Raw genomic sequence first — 17,076 nt, forward strand, 5'->3', positions numbered from 1 at the left:
ACCGGACTGAAGAATCGAATTTCAAGCAAGGGAAAGGGAACATTATACGGCAAGAAGGGCATTTTTGAATTTATTTCAAAATCCGATTTCTAGCGCCCAATTATCATGGCAAGCGCGTCAGGACGTCGCCGGACGCGCTCATATCCGGCGACGGTTCTTGCAAGCAGTCACGCCACGATCGGCGCACCCGTCGGATCGGGGTCTCCGTCAAAGAACAGATAAACGGCAGCAATCCGCCCGTCTCTGGCCACGACGAAATCGGTGCCGGCATAGGCAGGCGGCTCGCCGGGATCGCCGGCGACCCACCGCAGCCGCCCCGCCAGCCCATGCAACTCCTCGGCCGCAGCGATGGGCGAATATTGGAACGTCGGATGGGTGGCGCGTATCACGCCCGCAATGCGGGAGATCTCGTCGCGGCCGCGATAGATGGCGTGCGGCTCGATGAAGACGGCATCCTCATGGAAGATCTCGTCGACCACGGCCCGGCGGCGGGCGGCATCGCCCTCGCCGAACACGTCCAGGAGATTTCGCATCAGCAGCGTGGCAATGTCGTGGGACATGGCAGCTCTCCTATCCTCGCCGTTCAGATTTGGACCTGCCCGCCATCGACGAAGAGTTCGACGCCGTTGACGAAGGAGGCTTCGTCCGAGGCCAGGAACAGGACGGCCTTGGCGATCTCCTCCGGCTGGCCGATGCGACCTGCGGGGATGAGGCCGGCCAGGTAGGTCTTCGTGCCGTCCGCCTGGTCGCCACCGCCGAAGAGGTCGTTGAGACCGGCCGTTTCCGTCACACCGGGGCTGATCGCGTTGACGCGAATGCGACGATCCTTGAGATCGAGGATCCAGTTGCGGGCGAAGTTGCGCACGGCCGCCTTGGTGGCGGAATAGACGCTGAATGCCGGCGTGCCGGAGACGCCGGTTGTGGACGACGTCAGCACGATCGAGCCGCCGTCGCGCAGTAGGGGAAGTGCCTTCTGCACGGTGAACAGCACGCCCTTCACGTTCGTGTCGAAGGTGTTCTGGTAGTGCTCTTCCGTGATCGCGCCGAGGGGAGCGAATTCCCCGCCGCCGGCATTGGCGAACACGACGTCGATATGGCTGTGCTTCTGCTGGACGGCGTCATAGAGGCGGTCGATGTCGGCGAGCTTGCTCATGTCGCCCTGGACGGCCGTGACCCGGCCGCCGATCTCCTTGACGGCAGCGTCCAGCGCTTCCTTGCGGCGACCGGTGATAAAGACCGAAGCGCCTTCGGCAGCAAATGCCTTCGCGGTGGCCAGACCGATGCCACTGGTGCCGCCGGTGACGACGACGGTCTTGTTTTCAAACCTGCTTGTCATTGTCTTGCTCCTTTGTTTCAGCCCGTTGCTGATGAAAACAAGGTGCGCGCAGAACGCTGATGCGAGTAGTCGGCAAATATGATACCCATCGTTCCATGAACGGAACGATGGCATGCGAACGGATCTGAACGACCTCGTCTATTTCGCCGAAGTTGTCGCCCATGGCGGGTTTGCCGCCGCCGGGCGCGCGTTGCGCGAGCCGAAGTCGAAGCTGAGCCGGCGGGTGGCCGGCCTGGAGGAGCGTCTTGGCGTCCGCCTCATCGAGCGGTCAAGCCGCCGTTTCCGCGTGACGGATGTCGGCCAGAAATATTACGAGCGATGCCGCGCGATGCTGGCCGAGGCCGAACGCGCCGAAACGATCGTCGCCGAGGCCCATTCCGAGCCGCATGGACTGATCCGGATGAGCTGCCCGACCGGGCTGGTTGAATCGGTCAGCCCTGTCGTGTCCCAGTTTCTGGAACGATACCCGAAGGTGCACCTACAGCTCGTCGCCGTCGACAGGGCCGTGGACCTGATCGAGGAACGGATCGATGTCGCGCTGCGCGTCCGCACGGCGCTCGACAGCGACGCCTCCCTGACGATGCGCTCGCTTGGCAATTCCATCCGCATCCTCGTCGCCGCGCCGCAATTGGCGAGCCGGATCGCCGACCTTGATCAGCTTTCAGCACTTCCGACGCTTGCGACCAGCGACGAGCAGGTCGAGGTCGACTGGCATCTCGAAACCGACGATGGCCGGGCGCATGTGATGCGCCACACGCCGCGCATGGGCTGCGCCGATTTTTCCGCCGTGCGCTCGGCGGCCATCGCCGGCCTGGGCATTGCACTTCTGCCCGATCATACGTGCCGGGAGGCGCTCGCAGCAGGGTCTCTGGTGCGCGTCCTTCCCGCCTGGCGCGGCGTGCAGGGCCTGGTCCACCTCGTCTTCACGACACGCCGCGGCCTTCCCCCGGCCGTCCGCAGCTTCATCGACAGTCTCGCGGCCGGGTTCCCGCGCGACGCATTGGTCCGGCATCCGCGATGAGATCGGTTGCGCAAAGTTTGGGTTGACCGCCTTCGATGGCGAGGCGACACTTCAACCAGCAGTGAGGCAGGAGAAAAACGATGGATGAGCCAGACCGTTGGCGCCACATGGCGGGCGCGCCGAGAGACGGCAGCCGGATCCTCGTCACGGTCCGCTCGTCCGAGCAGGGACCGGCGGAAGTCGACGTCGCCTACTGGTCGAACGGCGACCAGTTCGGCGCAGAAGGCTGGCGCGCCTCCGATTCCTCACCCGGCCGTATCGTCGAATATGCCGAGCCGGAGCTGAAGTGTTGGATGCCGATGCCCTCGGCCAATCCCAACCGCGCCTCCACACCCTCCCCCTGGGAAGGCGACGACGCCCAGCAGCTCGACGGGTCGGGAATCTGACGAGCCCGCTCCGCCATGCGGCAACGAAACATTGGCGAGCCTGAGACCAGCCACCTACCGGATCACGGCTCGGATGTGTTATCCCATGCCCCAGCGTTCGATCGGCTGAGAGGCATGGCATGAAACTTCCGACAACGAATTTTTCTCGGCCTTTCGGGCTGGTGACACTCGCGGCCGGCATCATCGCCTTCAGTGCGCCGGTGGTTCTGGCAAGCCAAAACGAATGCGGCACGCGCAGCGCCAGCATCATCCAGAAGGCCTACCCTTCTGCGAAAAGCACCTCCGACGGAGTTTTTGAATCCAGCGGCGAGACCATCAAACTGCCGACAGAGAGCGGTGACGACCCGCATGCGATGATCTGCCGGATCTGGCCGGCGCGGCCTGAACTTACGCTGGTCGCCGTGCCGCTCATGCGCGAACAGTCTGACGACGGCAATGAAGGCGATATCGAACTGCTCGTCGTCGATAGCGACAGCCTTGATCTCAAGGCACGTCTGCGGCTTCCGAAGCTGATGTCCGACGATGCCGTTTTCGTTTCGAGCGTCGCCTTCGATACCGCGCGCTATCACCTCGCTCCCGGCAAGACAGCCTTCGGGCTGCGCCTTTCGCTGCAGGGCAGTTCACGCCCCAATCCCTTTGGCGAAACGGCGCTGTGGCTCTTTCTGCTCGACGACGATGCGCTCAAACCCGTGCTGGACAATATCGTGGTCGCAGAGGGCCAGGGCGAATGGGATACCAACTGCGCAGGCGAGTTTCACGATACGGCGCGCACGCTTTCGATGCGCCGCTCTCCGCAAAGGGCGTTCGCCGATATCGTCGTCAGCGAGAAAAAGACGACGACCATCAGCACGCCGGACAAGGATGGCGAATGCGCCGACAAGAAGCAGACGACCGCCGGCGAATACCGCCTGCGGTATGAAGGGACCTCCTATAGCGTTCCTAAAGAGCTCCAGCGGATGGAATGAGATCGCCGCATTCCATTGGTCGCGCTTGCAGTGCAACGCCGCGTCGGCAACGTTATGGCTCGAAACACGATCGGTATTTTCCTCGTCGGTTTTCGAACGCCCGCACCGTAAATTCTGCCGGATAACCCGGTTGTCATTGAGCCCATGGCTAAACCCGTGGCCAATCGCGCCACCAATCCACCACAATGGAGGCGCGCCAGCCGGCTGATTGTTTTTGCTGCCCCATGAAAAAAATTGGGAGGTTCGTCGTCTTACGATCTGTGCGCCGATGGCGAAGCGGTTTCAGTTAACAGCCGGAGGGAAGATGCGTTCACGCTCGACCGACCAACAACCACGCGAAACGAATAGCCACGCCCGGGATTATCGCGTCTCCACGCGCGTCCACGTTCCCCACACGACCGCCCAGGGCCTTGCCGCGCCGCCTGCCTAGCCGACGAACCTTTCCGGCACCCTTCTTGCCATGGCCATCCTGTAAACAGACCAGGTGAAGCATGCATACCACCCAGTTGATCGCTGAAAGGGCAACCTTCCAGAGTTTTGCCAACTGCTATCTGCGCGAAATCAATCCCGGCATGGCGGTCCGCCATGTCGACGGCGACGGCCGTACCGTCGAGGGCATCGAGTGGACGCTGGCGGCGCCGCGCGTCATCCTACGCGCCGAGATCACCTCGCGCTCGGCCTGCGGGCCCTGCCATTTCGGCACGCTGTGGACCCGGCCGGTGACCGATCCGCAATGGCGCAGCGTCGAACCGATGAGCGCCCTGCCCTGGCTGGTGCAGGATGCCTGCCGCCTTTTCGAGGGCAGCCAGCGCGAAAGCGCGCGGGCCTATGAACTCGGCCTCATGCTGCGCGTGCTGCAAAGCTACCAGCACACGGCGGAGAACATCGAGGTCGCGCGGCCGCTTTCCGCCGAACGCTTCACCTTCCTGGAGGCCGAACAGTCCATCGTCTACGGCCACTGGCTGCACCCGACGCCGAAAAGCCGCCAGGGCATGACCTTCTGGCAGCAGGAAACCTATGCGCCGGAATATTCCGGACGTTTTCGCCTGGCCTATTTTGCCGCCGCCGATCATCTCGTGCGCCAGGACAGTGCGCGGGCGCAAACGGCCGCGGCCATCGTGCGTTCGATGGTTCCGGCCGGTCTTGCGCAAGAGCGGCTGCGATCGGGCGAAACCCTGGTGCCCATGCATCCGCTCCAGGCCGACGCGCTGATGCTCGACGCGGATATCCAGGGGCTGATCGAAAGCGGCAGTCTGCGGGCGCTGGGCAGCTTCGGACCGGCTTTTTCCGCCACCTCATCGGTGCGCACCATCTATAATCCGGACCACCCCTGGATGCTGAAATTCTCGCTTCCGGTGCGCATCGCCAATTCGTTGCGCATCAACCGCCGGCACGAGCTGGAGGCGGGCGTGGCGATCGCCAAACTGGTCGACCGGGCCGGCATCGCGGCACGCTACGGCACGTTCGGCATCATCCAGGATCCGGCCTATATCACGCTCGACGTGCCGGGCCGCGAGGAGAGCGGTTTCGAGATCATCCTGCGCGAAAACCCGTTCGTGCAAGGCCGCGACAGGGGCATCGCGACGATCGCGGCGCTGACCGCCGACCCCCTGCCCGGCCGGGCCTCGCTTCTCTCGCAAATCGTGCGCCGGCTGGCGGACGCGACGGCGCAAAGCCTGTCCCGCGTCGCCACGATCTGGTTCGAGCGCTACCTCGATCACGCGCTCGAACCGCTTCTGCGCCTCTACGACGATTTCGGCATCGCGCTCGAAGCGCACCAGCAGAACAGCCTCGTCGACGTTTCCACCGGCTTTCCCTCCGCCTTCTACTACCGCGACAACCAGGGCTTCTACCTCGCCGAAAGCCATCGCGCGTCCCTTGCCGCCCTGGTGCCCGAGACGGAGCGCATTGATGGCCTCTATTTCGACGAGGCCGAAATCCGCGACCGCTTCGCCTATTACGCCATCGTCAACCAGATTTTCTCCATCATCAGCCGCATGGGCCACGACGGGCTGGCGGACGAGGAAGCGCTGCTTTCGCTGCTGCGCCGCCGGCTCGCAACGCTCGCGCTGGTCATGACCGGCGCCGGGCGGCGCTTTGCCGAAAGCCTGCTCCACGCGCCGACCATCGCCTCCAAGGCAAACCTGCGAGCACGGCTCTTCGGCGTCGACGAGCTTCAGGCGCACAATACGAGTTCGCTCTATCGCCGCATCAGCAATCCGCTGTGGGACGGCGAACAGGCCGCAATCGAGAGGCAGGTCCATGCCATTGCCTCTTGAGAACCCGGCTGCACCACGCGACCGCGTGCTGCGCCAGCTTGTCGCCGCGCTGATTTTCGAACGGCTGGTGACGGTCGATGATGCTGGGGGCCGGCTGGCCTGGCAGCTCGGCGGACGAGACTACCGTTGCCGCGGCCGCATCGGTCCCTTCGGGCGTCCGCGCATCGCACCGGCATCGGTCGAAATGCGCGGCGACGACGGCGCGTGGATGCCCGCCTCCATGGCCGTGTTGCTCGGCGCCCTGCCCGGACCGGAACGCAACCGCCAGAAACTCCTGTCGGAACTGGAGCTGACCGTCTCCTTCGCCAGCTGGAACCGGGCCAACATCGCCGCCCGCGACCGCCGCGGCCTCTCCTTCGCCGGCATCGAGGCGGCGCTGGACGAGGGCCATCCCTACCATCCCTGCTACAAGGCGCGCGCCGGCTTTTCCTTCGAAGACAACCGCGCCTACGGGCCGGAAGCGGCGCAGCCCTTCCAACTCCTCTGGCTGCTCGTCGCCCGCAAGCACTTGCGCCACGCCCTGCCGATAGCGGAGGACGCCTTCTGGCGCCGGGAACTGGGGGAGGACACGTTCCGCGATCTCCAGGCGCGCCGCGCCACCCTCGGGCTTTCGCAAGAGGGTTTCGGCCTCGTCCCCATCCATCCCTGGCAATGGCAGCACCTGAAGGACGACCGCCTGGCCGAATGGCTGGGCAAGGGCGACGTGTACATGCTGGGGCCGGCCGGCGACCGCTATCTCGCCAGCCAGTCGATCCGCTCGTTGCACAATATCGACGCGCCGCACCGAGCAAGCGTCAAACTCTCGCTCGGCATCGTCAACACCTCGTCGCGCCGCATCCTGACGCCACATTCGGTCTGCACCGCGCCGGTGATTTCGGACTGGATCGGCCGCGTCGTCGCGGGCGATCCGCTCTTCGCGGAGCGATATCCGCTGACGATCCTGAAGGAATATGCCGGCCTCATTGCCGACCGGCACGGGCCGCTCGCCGGCGAGATCGCGGCGATCTGGCGCGACAGCGCGGAGGCGACGCTTGCGCCCGGCGAGGCCATCGTGCCCTTCAATGCGCTTGCCGTCATCGAGGCCGATGGCAAGCCGTTCATCGCGCCGTGGCTTGCCCGATACGGGCTTTCTGCCTGGTTCGAACGGCTGGTCGAGGTCGCCGTGCTGCCGGTCTGGCATCTGCTCGTCAACCACGGCATCGCCGTGGAGGCCCATGCGCAGAACATGCTGCTCGTTCACCGCGACGGATGGCCGGTGCGCCTCATCCTTCGCGACTTCCACGAGAGCATGGAATATGCCCGGCATTTCCTGCGCGAGCCGCATCTAGAGCCGAATTTTCCGGCGATGGATGCGGAATACGCGACGGCCGAACCCGACGACTTCTACTGGACCGAACAGCTCGACATGCTGCGCATGCTGGTGACGGACACGCTCTTCGTCCACAACCTCACCGACCTCACGCATCTGATCGATACGGCTTTCGGCACGCCCGAGGCCGCGCTCTGGGACAAGATCGGCCGGCGGCTCGAAACCTATGCCGCCGAACACGGCCTTTCCGCCCGGCAGGCCCGGCTTGGCCACGCCGCGGCAAGCATCCGCGCGGAATCGCTCGTCACGCGAAAGCTCTTCGCCGCCGCGCCCGAATATCACCACGACATTCCCAATCCCTTCGCCCCTGCCCGGGCGAGGAAAGGAGACCTCATGCTGCATATCGACGACCGCGCCTATGAGCGCCGCGCGTTCGAGACCCTGGTCGACGCCATGGCGGAGGCTGCCGGGCTCGACCGCGAACCCATCGGCCGCCTCGCCGTCTGCTTCCCGGAAACGGCCGACTGGCTGGCGCTGTTCTTCGCCATCCGCGCCCGGGGCGGCAGCGTGCTGCCGATCCATCCCGGCACACCCCATGCCGCCGCGCTGAAGCTGGCGCAGAATGCCGGCTGCGACCGGCTCTACTATAACAGCGTGACGCCCGAGCGGCTCGCCGACACCGTCACCTCCGAAGGCCAGCTCCTGCAAATGAGCTCCGGCACGACAGGCGCGCCAAAATGCATCGCCCGAAGCTGGGCGGAGATCGACGCCGAGGTGGAGACCTATGTGCGCGCATTCCGCGAGCCCGAGGACATGACCCCGGTTGTCGCCTGCCCGACCACCCATTCCTACGGCCTCATCTGCGGCATTCTGGTTGCGCTCAAGCGCGGCCAGGCGCCCGTCATCGTCAACACGGCCAACCCGAAATACCTGCTGCGGCGCCTGCGCGAGACCGAACGTCCGCTGCTCTACTCCTCCCCCGCGATCCTGCACACGCTGGCGCGGCTGACGCCGGAGGGGGAGAAGATGCACGCGCTGATGACCTCGGGCACGCTCTTGCCCGACGCCTGGTTCACGGCGATCCGCTCGAAGACCACGCATATGTTCCAGCAATATGGCTGCTCGGAATCAGGCTGCATCGCCATCAACCCGGACCTCACCGCCGCGGGCGACATGGGCTATGTGCTGCCGCATCTCGCCCTTGAGACCGGCACCGGCATCGACGCGCCCGGCGAGATCGTGGTCGCAGGCGGCGGCAAGCGCATCGAGACGCGCGACCTCGGCTATCGCCGGGCGGACGGCATGCTCGTCTTCATCTCCCGCCTCGACGACATGATCAACGTGTCGGGCCTCAACGTCTATCCGAAGGATGTCGAGGATGCCGTGATGGTCATGCCCGATGTCACGGATGCCGTCGCCTTCCGCCGCGAGGACCGCTTTGCCGGCGAACGGGTCGGCCTGCTGTTTTCCGCCAGCAAGGAGGTGGCGCCGAATGCGGTACGCGCCTGGTGCGCCGAGCGCCTCGCCGGCCACCAGCTGCCGACCGAAATCCTGCAGGTGCCCGCCGTGCCGCGCCAGGCGAACGGCAAGATCAGCCGCCGCGACGTGGCGGCACGTTTTGCGGCCGGCGAATTCACCCCGAACAAGGAGGCCGCCGAATGAGCGAGGCCGATATCATCGCCGCCATCCGCACGGTGCTTGCCGAGCACATGGCGCATCCGCACATGCAGGCCTTCGCGCCGGACGCCCGGCTCAACGAGGACCTCTATCTCGATTCCGTGCTGGTCCTGCAGATCTTCCTGAACCTCGAACTGGAATTCGGCGTCAGCGTGCCGGAAGAAATCATCAACCGGCAGGATATTTCGACCGTCGCCGATCTCGCCGCCCTGCTCGCCCGCGGTGCGGCGCCCGCCGCACCGAGCATCACCACCGGCGAAGGCGTGCATGGCGAGCTTGATTACGACATCAAGGTCCATTGCTTTGTGAGCTGCGTCTGCGATGGCCTGAAACGCCGCGGGCTCGACCACCGGCCCTATTATTTCGGCATCTGGGACACGGAGTTCGCCGTCAGCGACCGCCACCAGATCCTCTACCACGCCCCCGGCATCACCCAGGATTTCTTCCACCGCTGGTACGAACGCCTCTACGGCGTCACGGTCGAGGACTGGTACGACCATGCGAAATCCAAGGACGAAAACATCGCGATCCTGCTGGACCGCATCGAGAACCGGCCACCTGACGGCAGCGTCATGGTGATGCTCGATATGTTCCACCTGCCGGAGCGCGAGAACAAGTTCAACCAGAACCCCTTCCCGCACTTCCTGATGCTGGAGCAGCACGAGGATCCCTCGCTCTTCCGCGTGCTGGACCCGGATTACCGCTGGGAGGGCGAGATCGCCCGCGACACCGTGCTCAACGCCGTGCGCCAGCCGACGGCCGCCGGGGGCTACGCTTTCGATTCCAGCGCGGCCCGGCCGCCGGAAGACGCCGATGTGCGCGACTATTTCGAGGCCTGCTTCAAGCCGCATGCGAACCCGCTTGCCGATCGCCTGCGCGAGATCGTTCGCGCGCATCTCACGGGAAAGAGTGGGCTGACGCTCGCCGACCTGCCGCTCGCCGTGCGCGAACTGCCGATCATCACCATCCGCAAATATGCCTATGAGCACGGCTTCGCCTATTTCTGGCGCGCGCTGAAGCTGCCGGCGGCGGAATTCGACCCATGGTGCGACGAGATCGAGACTCTGATCCAGCTCCTGAAGTCGCTGCATTACGATTGCATGAAGCTCGGCCAGACGGCCGACCCGGCGCTCGCCGCCGCCGTCCTCAAGCGCATCGACGAGGCTGACGCGCAGGAATTCAAGCTGAAGCACAAGCTCGCCGAAATCTTCGACCTCTGGCGCGCCGCGCGCTTTCCCGCCGATATTCACCGCCAAGCCCTGAAGGTGGCCCAATGAGACTCTCGCTCTGCACGATCACCTTCCGTCACCACCTGATCTCGCTCGACGAGATCGCCGCCTTCGCCCGCACCAACGGTTTTGACGGCATCGAGCTCTGGGGCGTGCACGCCCGCAGCCTCGAACACCGCACCGACCGCGACGGCGACTGGCTGGCGGGGCTCGGACTTAACGTGCCCATGCTCAGCGACTACCTGCCGCTGGAGGCCGATCCGGTTGAGCTGCGCCGGCGCATGTTCGCGCTCATCCGCCTCGCCCGCCGCTGGCAGGCACGAAAGATCCGCACCTTCGCCGGCAGCAAGGGCAGTGCCGCGACCAGCGAGGACGAACGCCGCCTGATTGCGACAAGGCTTCGCGAGCTTTCGGCACTCGCCGTGGATCACGGCCTGTCGCTGCTGGCCGAGACCCATCCGAGCACGATCGCCGATTGCGGCGCCTCGACGCTGCGGCTGATCGAGGAGGTCGGCCACGACGCCTTCGGCATCAATTTCGATACTTTGCATGTCTGGGAGGGCGGCGACGATCCCGTCGCCTTCCACCGCACGATCCACCCGCATGTGCGCCACTATCACTTCAAGAACATTCGCGCACGCAACGACCTCGAGGTCTTCGAGCCCGCCAATGTCTATTCCCCAGCGGGCCGGCGCGACGGCATGACACGGCTTTTCGAAGGCACGGTCGACTACCAGCCCTTCCTGGAGGAGATTTCGGGCGACGACGCCGTCGAGGCCTCGCTGGAATGGTTCGGCGCCGATTGCATGGAGGTGCTGCGCCATGACCGCCGGGTGCTCGCCGAAACTGCTGCTCCCGGCCTGAGATTGCGGGCAAGCTAGCAGACCTTATTCGTGCACCTCCGCCCAATGCGGATATGTCACATAGGCGGTGAGCGCGCCCTCGCCGTCTGTCGTGATGGTCACCGCTTCGCCCTTGGGCATGTAAACGATCTCGCCCGGCCCCGCCGTGACCGTGCCGGCACCGGTGGAAACGGCAAGCCGCCCCTCCAGAACGATCATGACGTCATCGACGGCCATCGTCTCGGTGAGTGTCTGGCCGGGCGCGTAGCGGCCATAGCCGACGGTGATCGGCCCGCCGTGCCTCTCATCCACCAGGTTCCCGACGAATATATCCGCATCCTGTCCCGGCGACCGAACCAGGGTCGCGTCGGCAATACTGAACTTCTGAACCTTCATCGTTCTCTCCCTTTGTCTCTTGGGAGGTAGTGCAGTTGACGAGCGCGCCAAGGCCATCGCCACAAGCACCGTTGCCGTCGCGGCGAAAACGCGACATAACTCGGGTTGCCAGACCTCCGCCCGTCAGGTTGCGGTGGCAAAGGGTGGAGGAACGTTGGAGAAGCCCGTCAGCGAGGCGCCGGCACCGGGCGCGCCGGGGATTGCCGCCCGATGGACGTCCAGCGCGAAGAGCGGCGTCGGCACGGCCCTTTCGGCTGCTTCGCGCACCTGGTTCACCGTCAGCCACGGCATCCTCAATGAAGTCTATCATCCGCGGCTGGACCATGCCTGCACGCGCGATCTCGGCCTGATCGTCACGCGCGACGATGGCTATTTCTCCGAGGAGAAGCGCCACGCCTCGCATGATGTCGCGTGGTTTCAGGATGGCGTTCCTGCCTTCCACCTGACCAATACCGCGCTCGACGGCGCCTACCGGATCGAAAAGCGCGTTCTCGTCGATCCGCAGCGGCCGACCGTGCTACAAAAGATCCATTTCACGCCGCTGGCGGGCAAGGCCGAAGACTACCGGGTCTATGCGCTGCTGGCGCCGCATCTCGTCAATGCGGGAATGGGCAATTCCGCCTGGATCGGCGCGTACAAGGGCGTGCGTATGCTCTTCGCATCCGGTCGCGGACAATCGCTCGCGCTCGCATGCTCCCTGCCGTGGCGGGAGGCCTCTGCCGACTATGTCGGCGTTTCGGATGGCTGGCGGCGCCTTTCGGCGTCGGGACGGCTCGGTCCCCAATACCAAAACGCGACGGACGGGAATGTCGCGCTGACCGGCGAAATTGGTTTTACGGCGGATGACGACGTCGCGGTGATCGCCCTGTCCTTCGGCCCAACACCGGAGGAAGCGGGCTACAACGCGCTTGCGAGCCTCAACGACGGCTACGACGGTGCCGCAACCGCCTATGTGGCGGGATGGCGCGACTGGCAGAAGGGGCTTTTGTCGCTCGACGGGCCTGGCCACAAAGGCCCGAACCTCTATCGCACCAGCACCGCCGTGCTCGGCACCCACCGGTCGCTCGGCTTTCCGGGGCCGGCCGTCGCGAGCCTCTCGATCCCCTGGGGCTCCAGCAAGGGCGACGACGACCTCGGCGGCTACCATCTCGTCTGGCCGCGTGACCTGGTCGAAACGGCGGGCGGCTTCCTGGCTGCCGGCCTGACGGACGATGCGCTCCAGATCCTGGCCTATCTGCGCACCATACAGGAAGCCGACGGCCACTGGCCGCAAAACGCCTGGCTCGACGGCACGACCTACTGGGACGGCATCCAGATGGACGAGTGCGGCTTCCCCCTGCTGCTTGCCGATGGGTTGCACCGCATGGGCTGCCTTTCGGGCGAAGCGCTGGCGTCCTATCTGCCCATGGTGGAACGCGCCACCGCCTACCTCGTCCGCAACGGGCCGGTCACCGGCGAAGACCGGTGGGAAGAGGACAGCGGCTATTCACCCTTCACGCTCGCCGTCGAAATTGCCGCATTGCTCGCCGCCGCGGACATTCTGGAAACCTGCGGCAAGGGGGAGGCCGCGCACTTCGCCCGGCAGACCGCCGATTGCTGGAACGACCAGATCGAGAAATGGACCTATGTCCGCGGCACCGGCACCTGCGCCGAACTCGGCGTCGACGGCTATTATGTCCGCATCGCGCCGGCCGATCTCGCGGATGCCGCCTCTCCCAAGGACGGTTTCGTGCCGATCAAGAACCGTCCGCCCGACGACACCGACCGGGCTCCCGACCTGATCGTCAGCCCCGATGCGCTGGCGCTGGTTCGCTTCGGGTTGCGGGCGGCGGACGACCCGCGGATGGTCAACACCGTGACGGTCATCGACGCCCATCTTCGCGCCGACCTTCCGCAAGGACCGGTCTGGTATCGCTACACCGATGACGGCTACGGCGAGCATGCCAATGGCGACCCCTTCGACGGGACGGGCCAGGGCAGACCATGGCCGCTGCTGACGGGCGAACGGGCGCATTACGAACTCGCCGCTAGCCGCCCGCAATCGGCCCTGGACCTACTGGGGACCTTCGCCGCATCGGCAGGCACCGGCGGGCTGCTGCCGGAGCAGGTGTGGGACGGCGCCGACATGCCGGAGCGGGAATTGCGGCGCGGCGGCCCCTCCGGCAGCGCCATGCCACTGGTCTGGGCGCATGCGGAATATATCAAGCTCCTGCGCTCGCTTCGCGACGGCAAGGTTTTCGACATGCCGCCGCAAGGGCCGGAACGCTATATCCGGAACAGGACCATCGCGCCCTTCCGGTCCTGGCGCTTCAACAACAAGATCCGCACGATCCCTCAAGGCAAGCTGCTGCGGATCGAATTGCTGGCCGCCGCGAGCATCCGCTGGAGCGCGGATGGCTGGGCGACCGTGAACGACAGCGCGACGAGCGGCAATGCCTTCGGCATCCACGTCGTCGAAATCCCCTCCTCCGAGCTCGCGGAAGGTGCCAGCGTCGAATTCACATTCCGCTGGGGCGAAACGGGGCGCTGGGAGGGCATGAATTTCGCCATCATCATCGCGCCAGATTAAGACAGACAGGCCTCCGGCGGACACGCCACCTCTTCCAGAAAGGACGTTGCTATGCAGATCGGCATGATGGGTTTGGGACGCATGGGCGCCAACATGGTGCGGCGATTGATGAAGGACGGCCATGAATGTGTGGTCTACGACATCAATCCGGCAGCCGTCGCGGCACTCGCTTCGGAGGGGGCGACCGGCGCGAACGCGCTGGAAGATTTCGTTGCCAAGCTTTCCAAGCCCGCCTGCGTGTGGCTGATGCTGCCGGCCGCGATCACCGGCAGGATCGCCGACCAGGTTGCGGGCCTGATGCAGCCCGGCGACATCATCATCGACGGCGGCAACTCCCACTACCAGGACGCCGTCGACATTGCCGGCAAGCTCGCACCCAAGGACATCAGCTTCGTCGACGTCGGCACCAGCGGCGGCGTCTGGGGCCTCGACCGCGGCTATTGCCTGATGATCGGCGGCCCGGTGGCGGCGGTGCGCCATCTGGACCCCATCTTCGCGAGCCTTGCCCCCGGCGCGGAGGATGGCACGGCGCCCTCGGCGGGCACTGCTGCCTCCGGCTATCTGCATTGCGGACCGAGCGGCGCCGGCCACTTCGTCAAGATGATCCACAACGGCATCGAATACGGCATGATGGCGGCCTATGCCGAAGGCCTCAACATCCTCAAAGCCGCCAATGCCGGCAAGCGCAAGCGCGAGGCAGACGCGGAGACGAGCCCGCTCAAGAACCCGGAATATTATCAGTTCGACATCGACCTCGCCGCCGTCACGGAAGTATGGCGGCATGGCAGCGTGATCGGTTCATGGCTGCTCGACCTGACGGCGGGCGTCCTGAAGGAAGACCCGGCGCTTGCCAAATTCGGCGGACGCGTCTCGGATTCCGGCGAGGGCCGCTGGACGCTGAAAGCGGCAATCGACACGGGCGTGCCAGCGCCGGTGCTCTCTTCGGCGCTTTTCGATCGCTTCAGTTCGCAAGGCGAATCCGAATTCGCCGACAAGCTCCTGTCCGCCATGCGCTTCGCCTTCGGCGGCCATGTCGAGAAGAAGAAGGATTGATCGCATTGCCGGAGATGACCGAAGATCCGATCGTTCTGTCGATCGACGTCGGCGGATCGCATGTGAAGATCAGGACCAGCGTCGGAGATGAGGAGCGGCGTGTCGAATCGGGCGCCGCCATGACCGCGGTCCAGATGGTGGAGGCGGTAAAATCCCTTGCCGAGGGATGGTCCTATGACGTGGTCTCCATCGGCTATCCGGGACCGGTCGCGGACAACAGACCTCTCAAAGATCCGATGCATCTGGGCGCCGGCTGGGCGGGCCACGATTTCGCAAAGGGCTTCGGCAAGCCGGCCAAGGTCGTCAACGATGCCCTGATGCAGGCGATCGGCAGCTACGAGGGCGGTCGCATGCTTTTTCTCGGCCTGGGCACTGGGCTTGGCACCGCGATGATCATCGAAAACGTCTGCCATGCGATGGAGGTCGGCCATCTGCCCTATAAAAACGGGAAGACCTTCGAGGACCATGTCGGCGAGCCGGCATTGGAAAAGCGCGGCAAGAAGAAATGGCGCAAAGCGGTGTTCGCCGTAACGGAGCGCCTGCGGGCCGCTCTGTTGCCCGGTTATATCGTCATCGGCGGCGGCAATGTCGAGCATCTCCCTGATCTTCCGCCAAATTGCCTGCGTGGCGACAACACCCGTGCCTTCACCGGCGGTTTCCGGATCTGGAAGGACCCTTCCCTGCGCGTGTAACGGTTTTTACTCTTCATTTTCAGGACGGCTTTATGGACGGCGTGAGGTTACTTTCGGACGAGGCACTGGTCACCCGGCTTCAGCGCGCGGCCTTTTCCTACCTGATCGACTATGCCGACGAGGATACCGGTCTCGTCGCGGACACATCCCGCCCGGGATCGCCCTGCAGCATCGCCGTCGTCGGCTTCGCGCTGTCCTGTTATCCCGTCGCCGTGCGGAACGGGTGGATGTCGCGCGCCGAGGCGGCCGCCCGCACGCTCAAGGTGCTGCGGTTCTTTTCCCTAAGCACGCAAAGCGAGGCGCCCGACGCCACCGGCTACAAGGGTTTCTACTACCACTTTCTCGACATGAGGACGGGCAAGCGCGTCTGGCAATGCGAACTGTCGCTAGTCGATAGCGCACTGCTGATGGCGGGCATCCTCGTGGCAGGGGGCTATTTCGACGGCGGCAACACCGAGGAAAGCGAGATCCGCGACCATGCCGACGCGCTTTACCGTCGTGTCGACTGGCATTGGGCGCAGAACGGAACCGCCGGCCTCTCGCAGGGCTGGAAACCCGAATGCGGATTTCTCCACTATGGCTGGGAAGGCTACAACGAGGCGCTGATCCTGTATGTCCTGGGGTTTGGTTCCCCGACCTTCCCGCTGACGTCAGAGTGCTACGAGACATGGAGCCTGACCTATCAGTGGGAGAACCTCATGGACCGGAACGTGCTGTATTCCGGCCCGCTCTTCACGCATCTCTTTTCGCATGCCTGGATCGATTTTCGCGGTATCCGCGATACCTTCATGCGCGAGAAGAACAGCGACTATTTCGAAAACACCAAAAGAACGATCGCCATCCATCGCGACTATGGCGAGCGCAATCCCTACGAATTCGCGGGCTATTGCCGCGATTTCTGGGGTGTGACGGCGGGCGATGGCCCATCGGTGCCGGCCTTGCGCCAGAGCGGCAGGGACCGCCGGTTCTACGGCTACATGTCGCGCGGCGTGCCTTATGGCCCGGATGACGGCACGATCTCGCCCTGGGCGATGCTGGCAACGCTGCCCTTTGCCCCCGCTGCCGCGCTCGCCGGCACCCGCCATCTCCTCGAAACCTATCCGCAGGTCTGCCGCGAGGACCGGTTTTCCAGCGGCTTCAACCCAACGCTGCGCTGCGGTCCGGAGGGGTGGCTTTCGGAAGGCTGGTACGGGCTCGACCAGGGCCTGCTCGCGATGACGATCGAAAATCACCGCACGGGGCTGATCTGGGAAATCATGCGGCGTTGCACATATGTGCGTGACGGCCTCGCGCGGGCCGGGTTCAAGGGCGGGTGGTTATAG

The 17,076-nt window shown here is 64.9% G+C and carries 14 protein-coding genes; 11 read left to right on the plus strand and 3 right to left on the minus strand.

What is annotated here, in order from left to right; genetic code table 11:
- Window positions 1-167: 167 nt before the first annotated feature.
- Entirely contained in the window at window positions 168-560 is a 393-nt protein-coding gene (locus AC1Q6Z_RS10930) for a nuclear transport factor 2 family protein (protein ID WP_492647790.1), read from the minus strand.
- A gap of 23 nt (window positions 561-583) precedes the next feature.
- Window positions 584-1,336 (minus strand): SDR family NAD(P)-dependent oxidoreductase, encoded by a 753-nt coding sequence (locus tag AC1Q6Z_RS10935; RefSeq protein ID WP_492647791.1) that lies wholly within the window; start codon window positions 1,334-1,336, stop codon window positions 584-586.
- Between the two features lie 112 nt (window positions 1,337-1,448).
- Between AC1Q6Z_RS10935 and AC1Q6Z_RS10940 the strand changes: the two genes are divergently transcribed.
- The 7 genes from AC1Q6Z_RS10940 (at window position 1,449) to AC1Q6Z_RS10970 (ending at window position 11,083) form a co-directional block, all read left to right on the plus strand.
- Complete coding sequence (locus AC1Q6Z_RS10940) at window positions 1,449-2,357, plus strand: LysR family transcriptional regulator (RefSeq protein ID WP_492647792.1); 909 nt, start codon at window positions 1,449-1,451, stop codon at window positions 2,355-2,357.
- Between the two features lie 80 nt (window positions 2,358-2,437).
- A complete protein-coding gene (locus AC1Q6Z_RS10945) occupies window positions 2,438-2,743 on the plus strand; it encodes a hypothetical protein (RefSeq protein WP_256115215.1) in 306 nt (101 codons plus the stop codon).
- Window positions 2,744-2,862: 119 nt separating this feature from the next.
- Window positions 2,863-3,708 carry a PA3715 family protein gene (locus tag AC1Q6Z_RS10950; protein ID WP_492647793.1) on the plus strand — a complete coding sequence of 282 codons (846 nt, stop codon included), beginning with the start codon at window positions 2,863-2,865 and terminating at the stop codon, window positions 3,706-3,708.
- A 491-nt stretch (window positions 3,709-4,199) separates the two neighbouring features.
- A complete protein-coding gene (locus tag AC1Q6Z_RS10955; RefSeq protein ID WP_492647794.1) occupies window positions 4,200-5,987 on the plus strand; it encodes an IucA/IucC family protein in 1,788 nt (595 codons plus the stop codon).
- Window positions 5,971-8,958, plus strand: coding sequence for an IucA/IucC family protein (locus tag AC1Q6Z_RS10960; protein WP_492647795.1), 2,988 nt, complete (start codon window positions 5,971-5,973; stop codon window positions 8,956-8,958). Before AC1Q6Z_RS10955 ends, AC1Q6Z_RS10960 begins: the two co-directional genes overlap by 17 nt.
- Window positions 8,955-10,250: a DUF6005 family protein gene (locus AC1Q6Z_RS10965; protein ID WP_492647796.1), complete on the plus strand. Its 1,296-nt coding sequence runs from the start codon at window positions 8,955-8,957 to the stop codon at window positions 10,248-10,250. The genes AC1Q6Z_RS10960 and AC1Q6Z_RS10965 overlap by 4 nt, the downstream gene beginning before the upstream one ends.
- Window positions 10,247-11,083: a sugar phosphate isomerase/epimerase family protein gene (locus AC1Q6Z_RS10970; RefSeq protein WP_492647797.1), complete on the plus strand. Its 837-nt coding sequence runs from the start codon at window positions 10,247-10,249 to the stop codon at window positions 11,081-11,083. The genes AC1Q6Z_RS10965 and AC1Q6Z_RS10970 overlap by 4 nt, the downstream gene beginning before the upstream one ends.
- Window positions 11,084-11,089: 6 nt before the next feature.
- Here AC1Q6Z_RS10970 and AC1Q6Z_RS10975 read toward each other — a convergent pair whose 3' ends face one another.
- Window positions 11,090-11,440 (minus strand): ethanolamine utilization protein, encoded by a 351-nt coding sequence (locus AC1Q6Z_RS10975; RefSeq protein WP_256115223.1) that lies wholly within the window; start codon window positions 11,438-11,440, stop codon window positions 11,090-11,092.
- Window positions 11,441-11,594: 154 nt separating this feature from the next.
- On the opposite strand from AC1Q6Z_RS10975, the gene AC1Q6Z_RS10980 reads away from it, so the two are divergent.
- From AC1Q6Z_RS10980 to AC1Q6Z_RS10995, 4 genes are read left to right on the plus strand one after another with little or no spacing between them, the layout of a single operon-like run.
- Complete coding sequence (locus AC1Q6Z_RS10980; RefSeq protein WP_492647798.1) at window positions 11,595-14,009, plus strand: glucan 1,4-alpha-glucosidase; 2,415 nt, start codon at window positions 11,595-11,597, stop codon at window positions 14,007-14,009.
- A 51-nt stretch (window positions 14,010-14,060) separates the two neighbouring features.
- The gene (gene gnd / locus AC1Q6Z_RS10985) at window positions 14,061-15,062 is read left to right on the plus strand and encodes a phosphogluconate dehydrogenase (NAD(+)-dependent, decarboxylating) (RefSeq protein ID WP_492647799.1); all 1,002 of its coding nucleotides are present in this window, start codon (window positions 14,061-14,063) and stop codon (window positions 15,060-15,062) included.
- A 14-nt stretch (window positions 15,063-15,076) separates the two neighbouring features.
- Window positions 15,077-15,754 (plus strand): ROK family protein, encoded by a 678-nt coding sequence (locus AC1Q6Z_RS10990; protein WP_492647859.1) that lies wholly within the window; start codon window positions 15,077-15,079, stop codon window positions 15,752-15,754.
- Between the two features lie 32 nt (window positions 15,755-15,786).
- Window positions 15,787-17,076: a glucoamylase family protein gene (locus AC1Q6Z_RS10995; protein ID WP_256115226.1), complete on the plus strand. Its 1,290-nt coding sequence runs from the start codon at window positions 15,787-15,789 to the stop codon at window positions 17,074-17,076.

The organism is Shinella sp. GW835-FHT14H05, assembly GCF_058793575.1.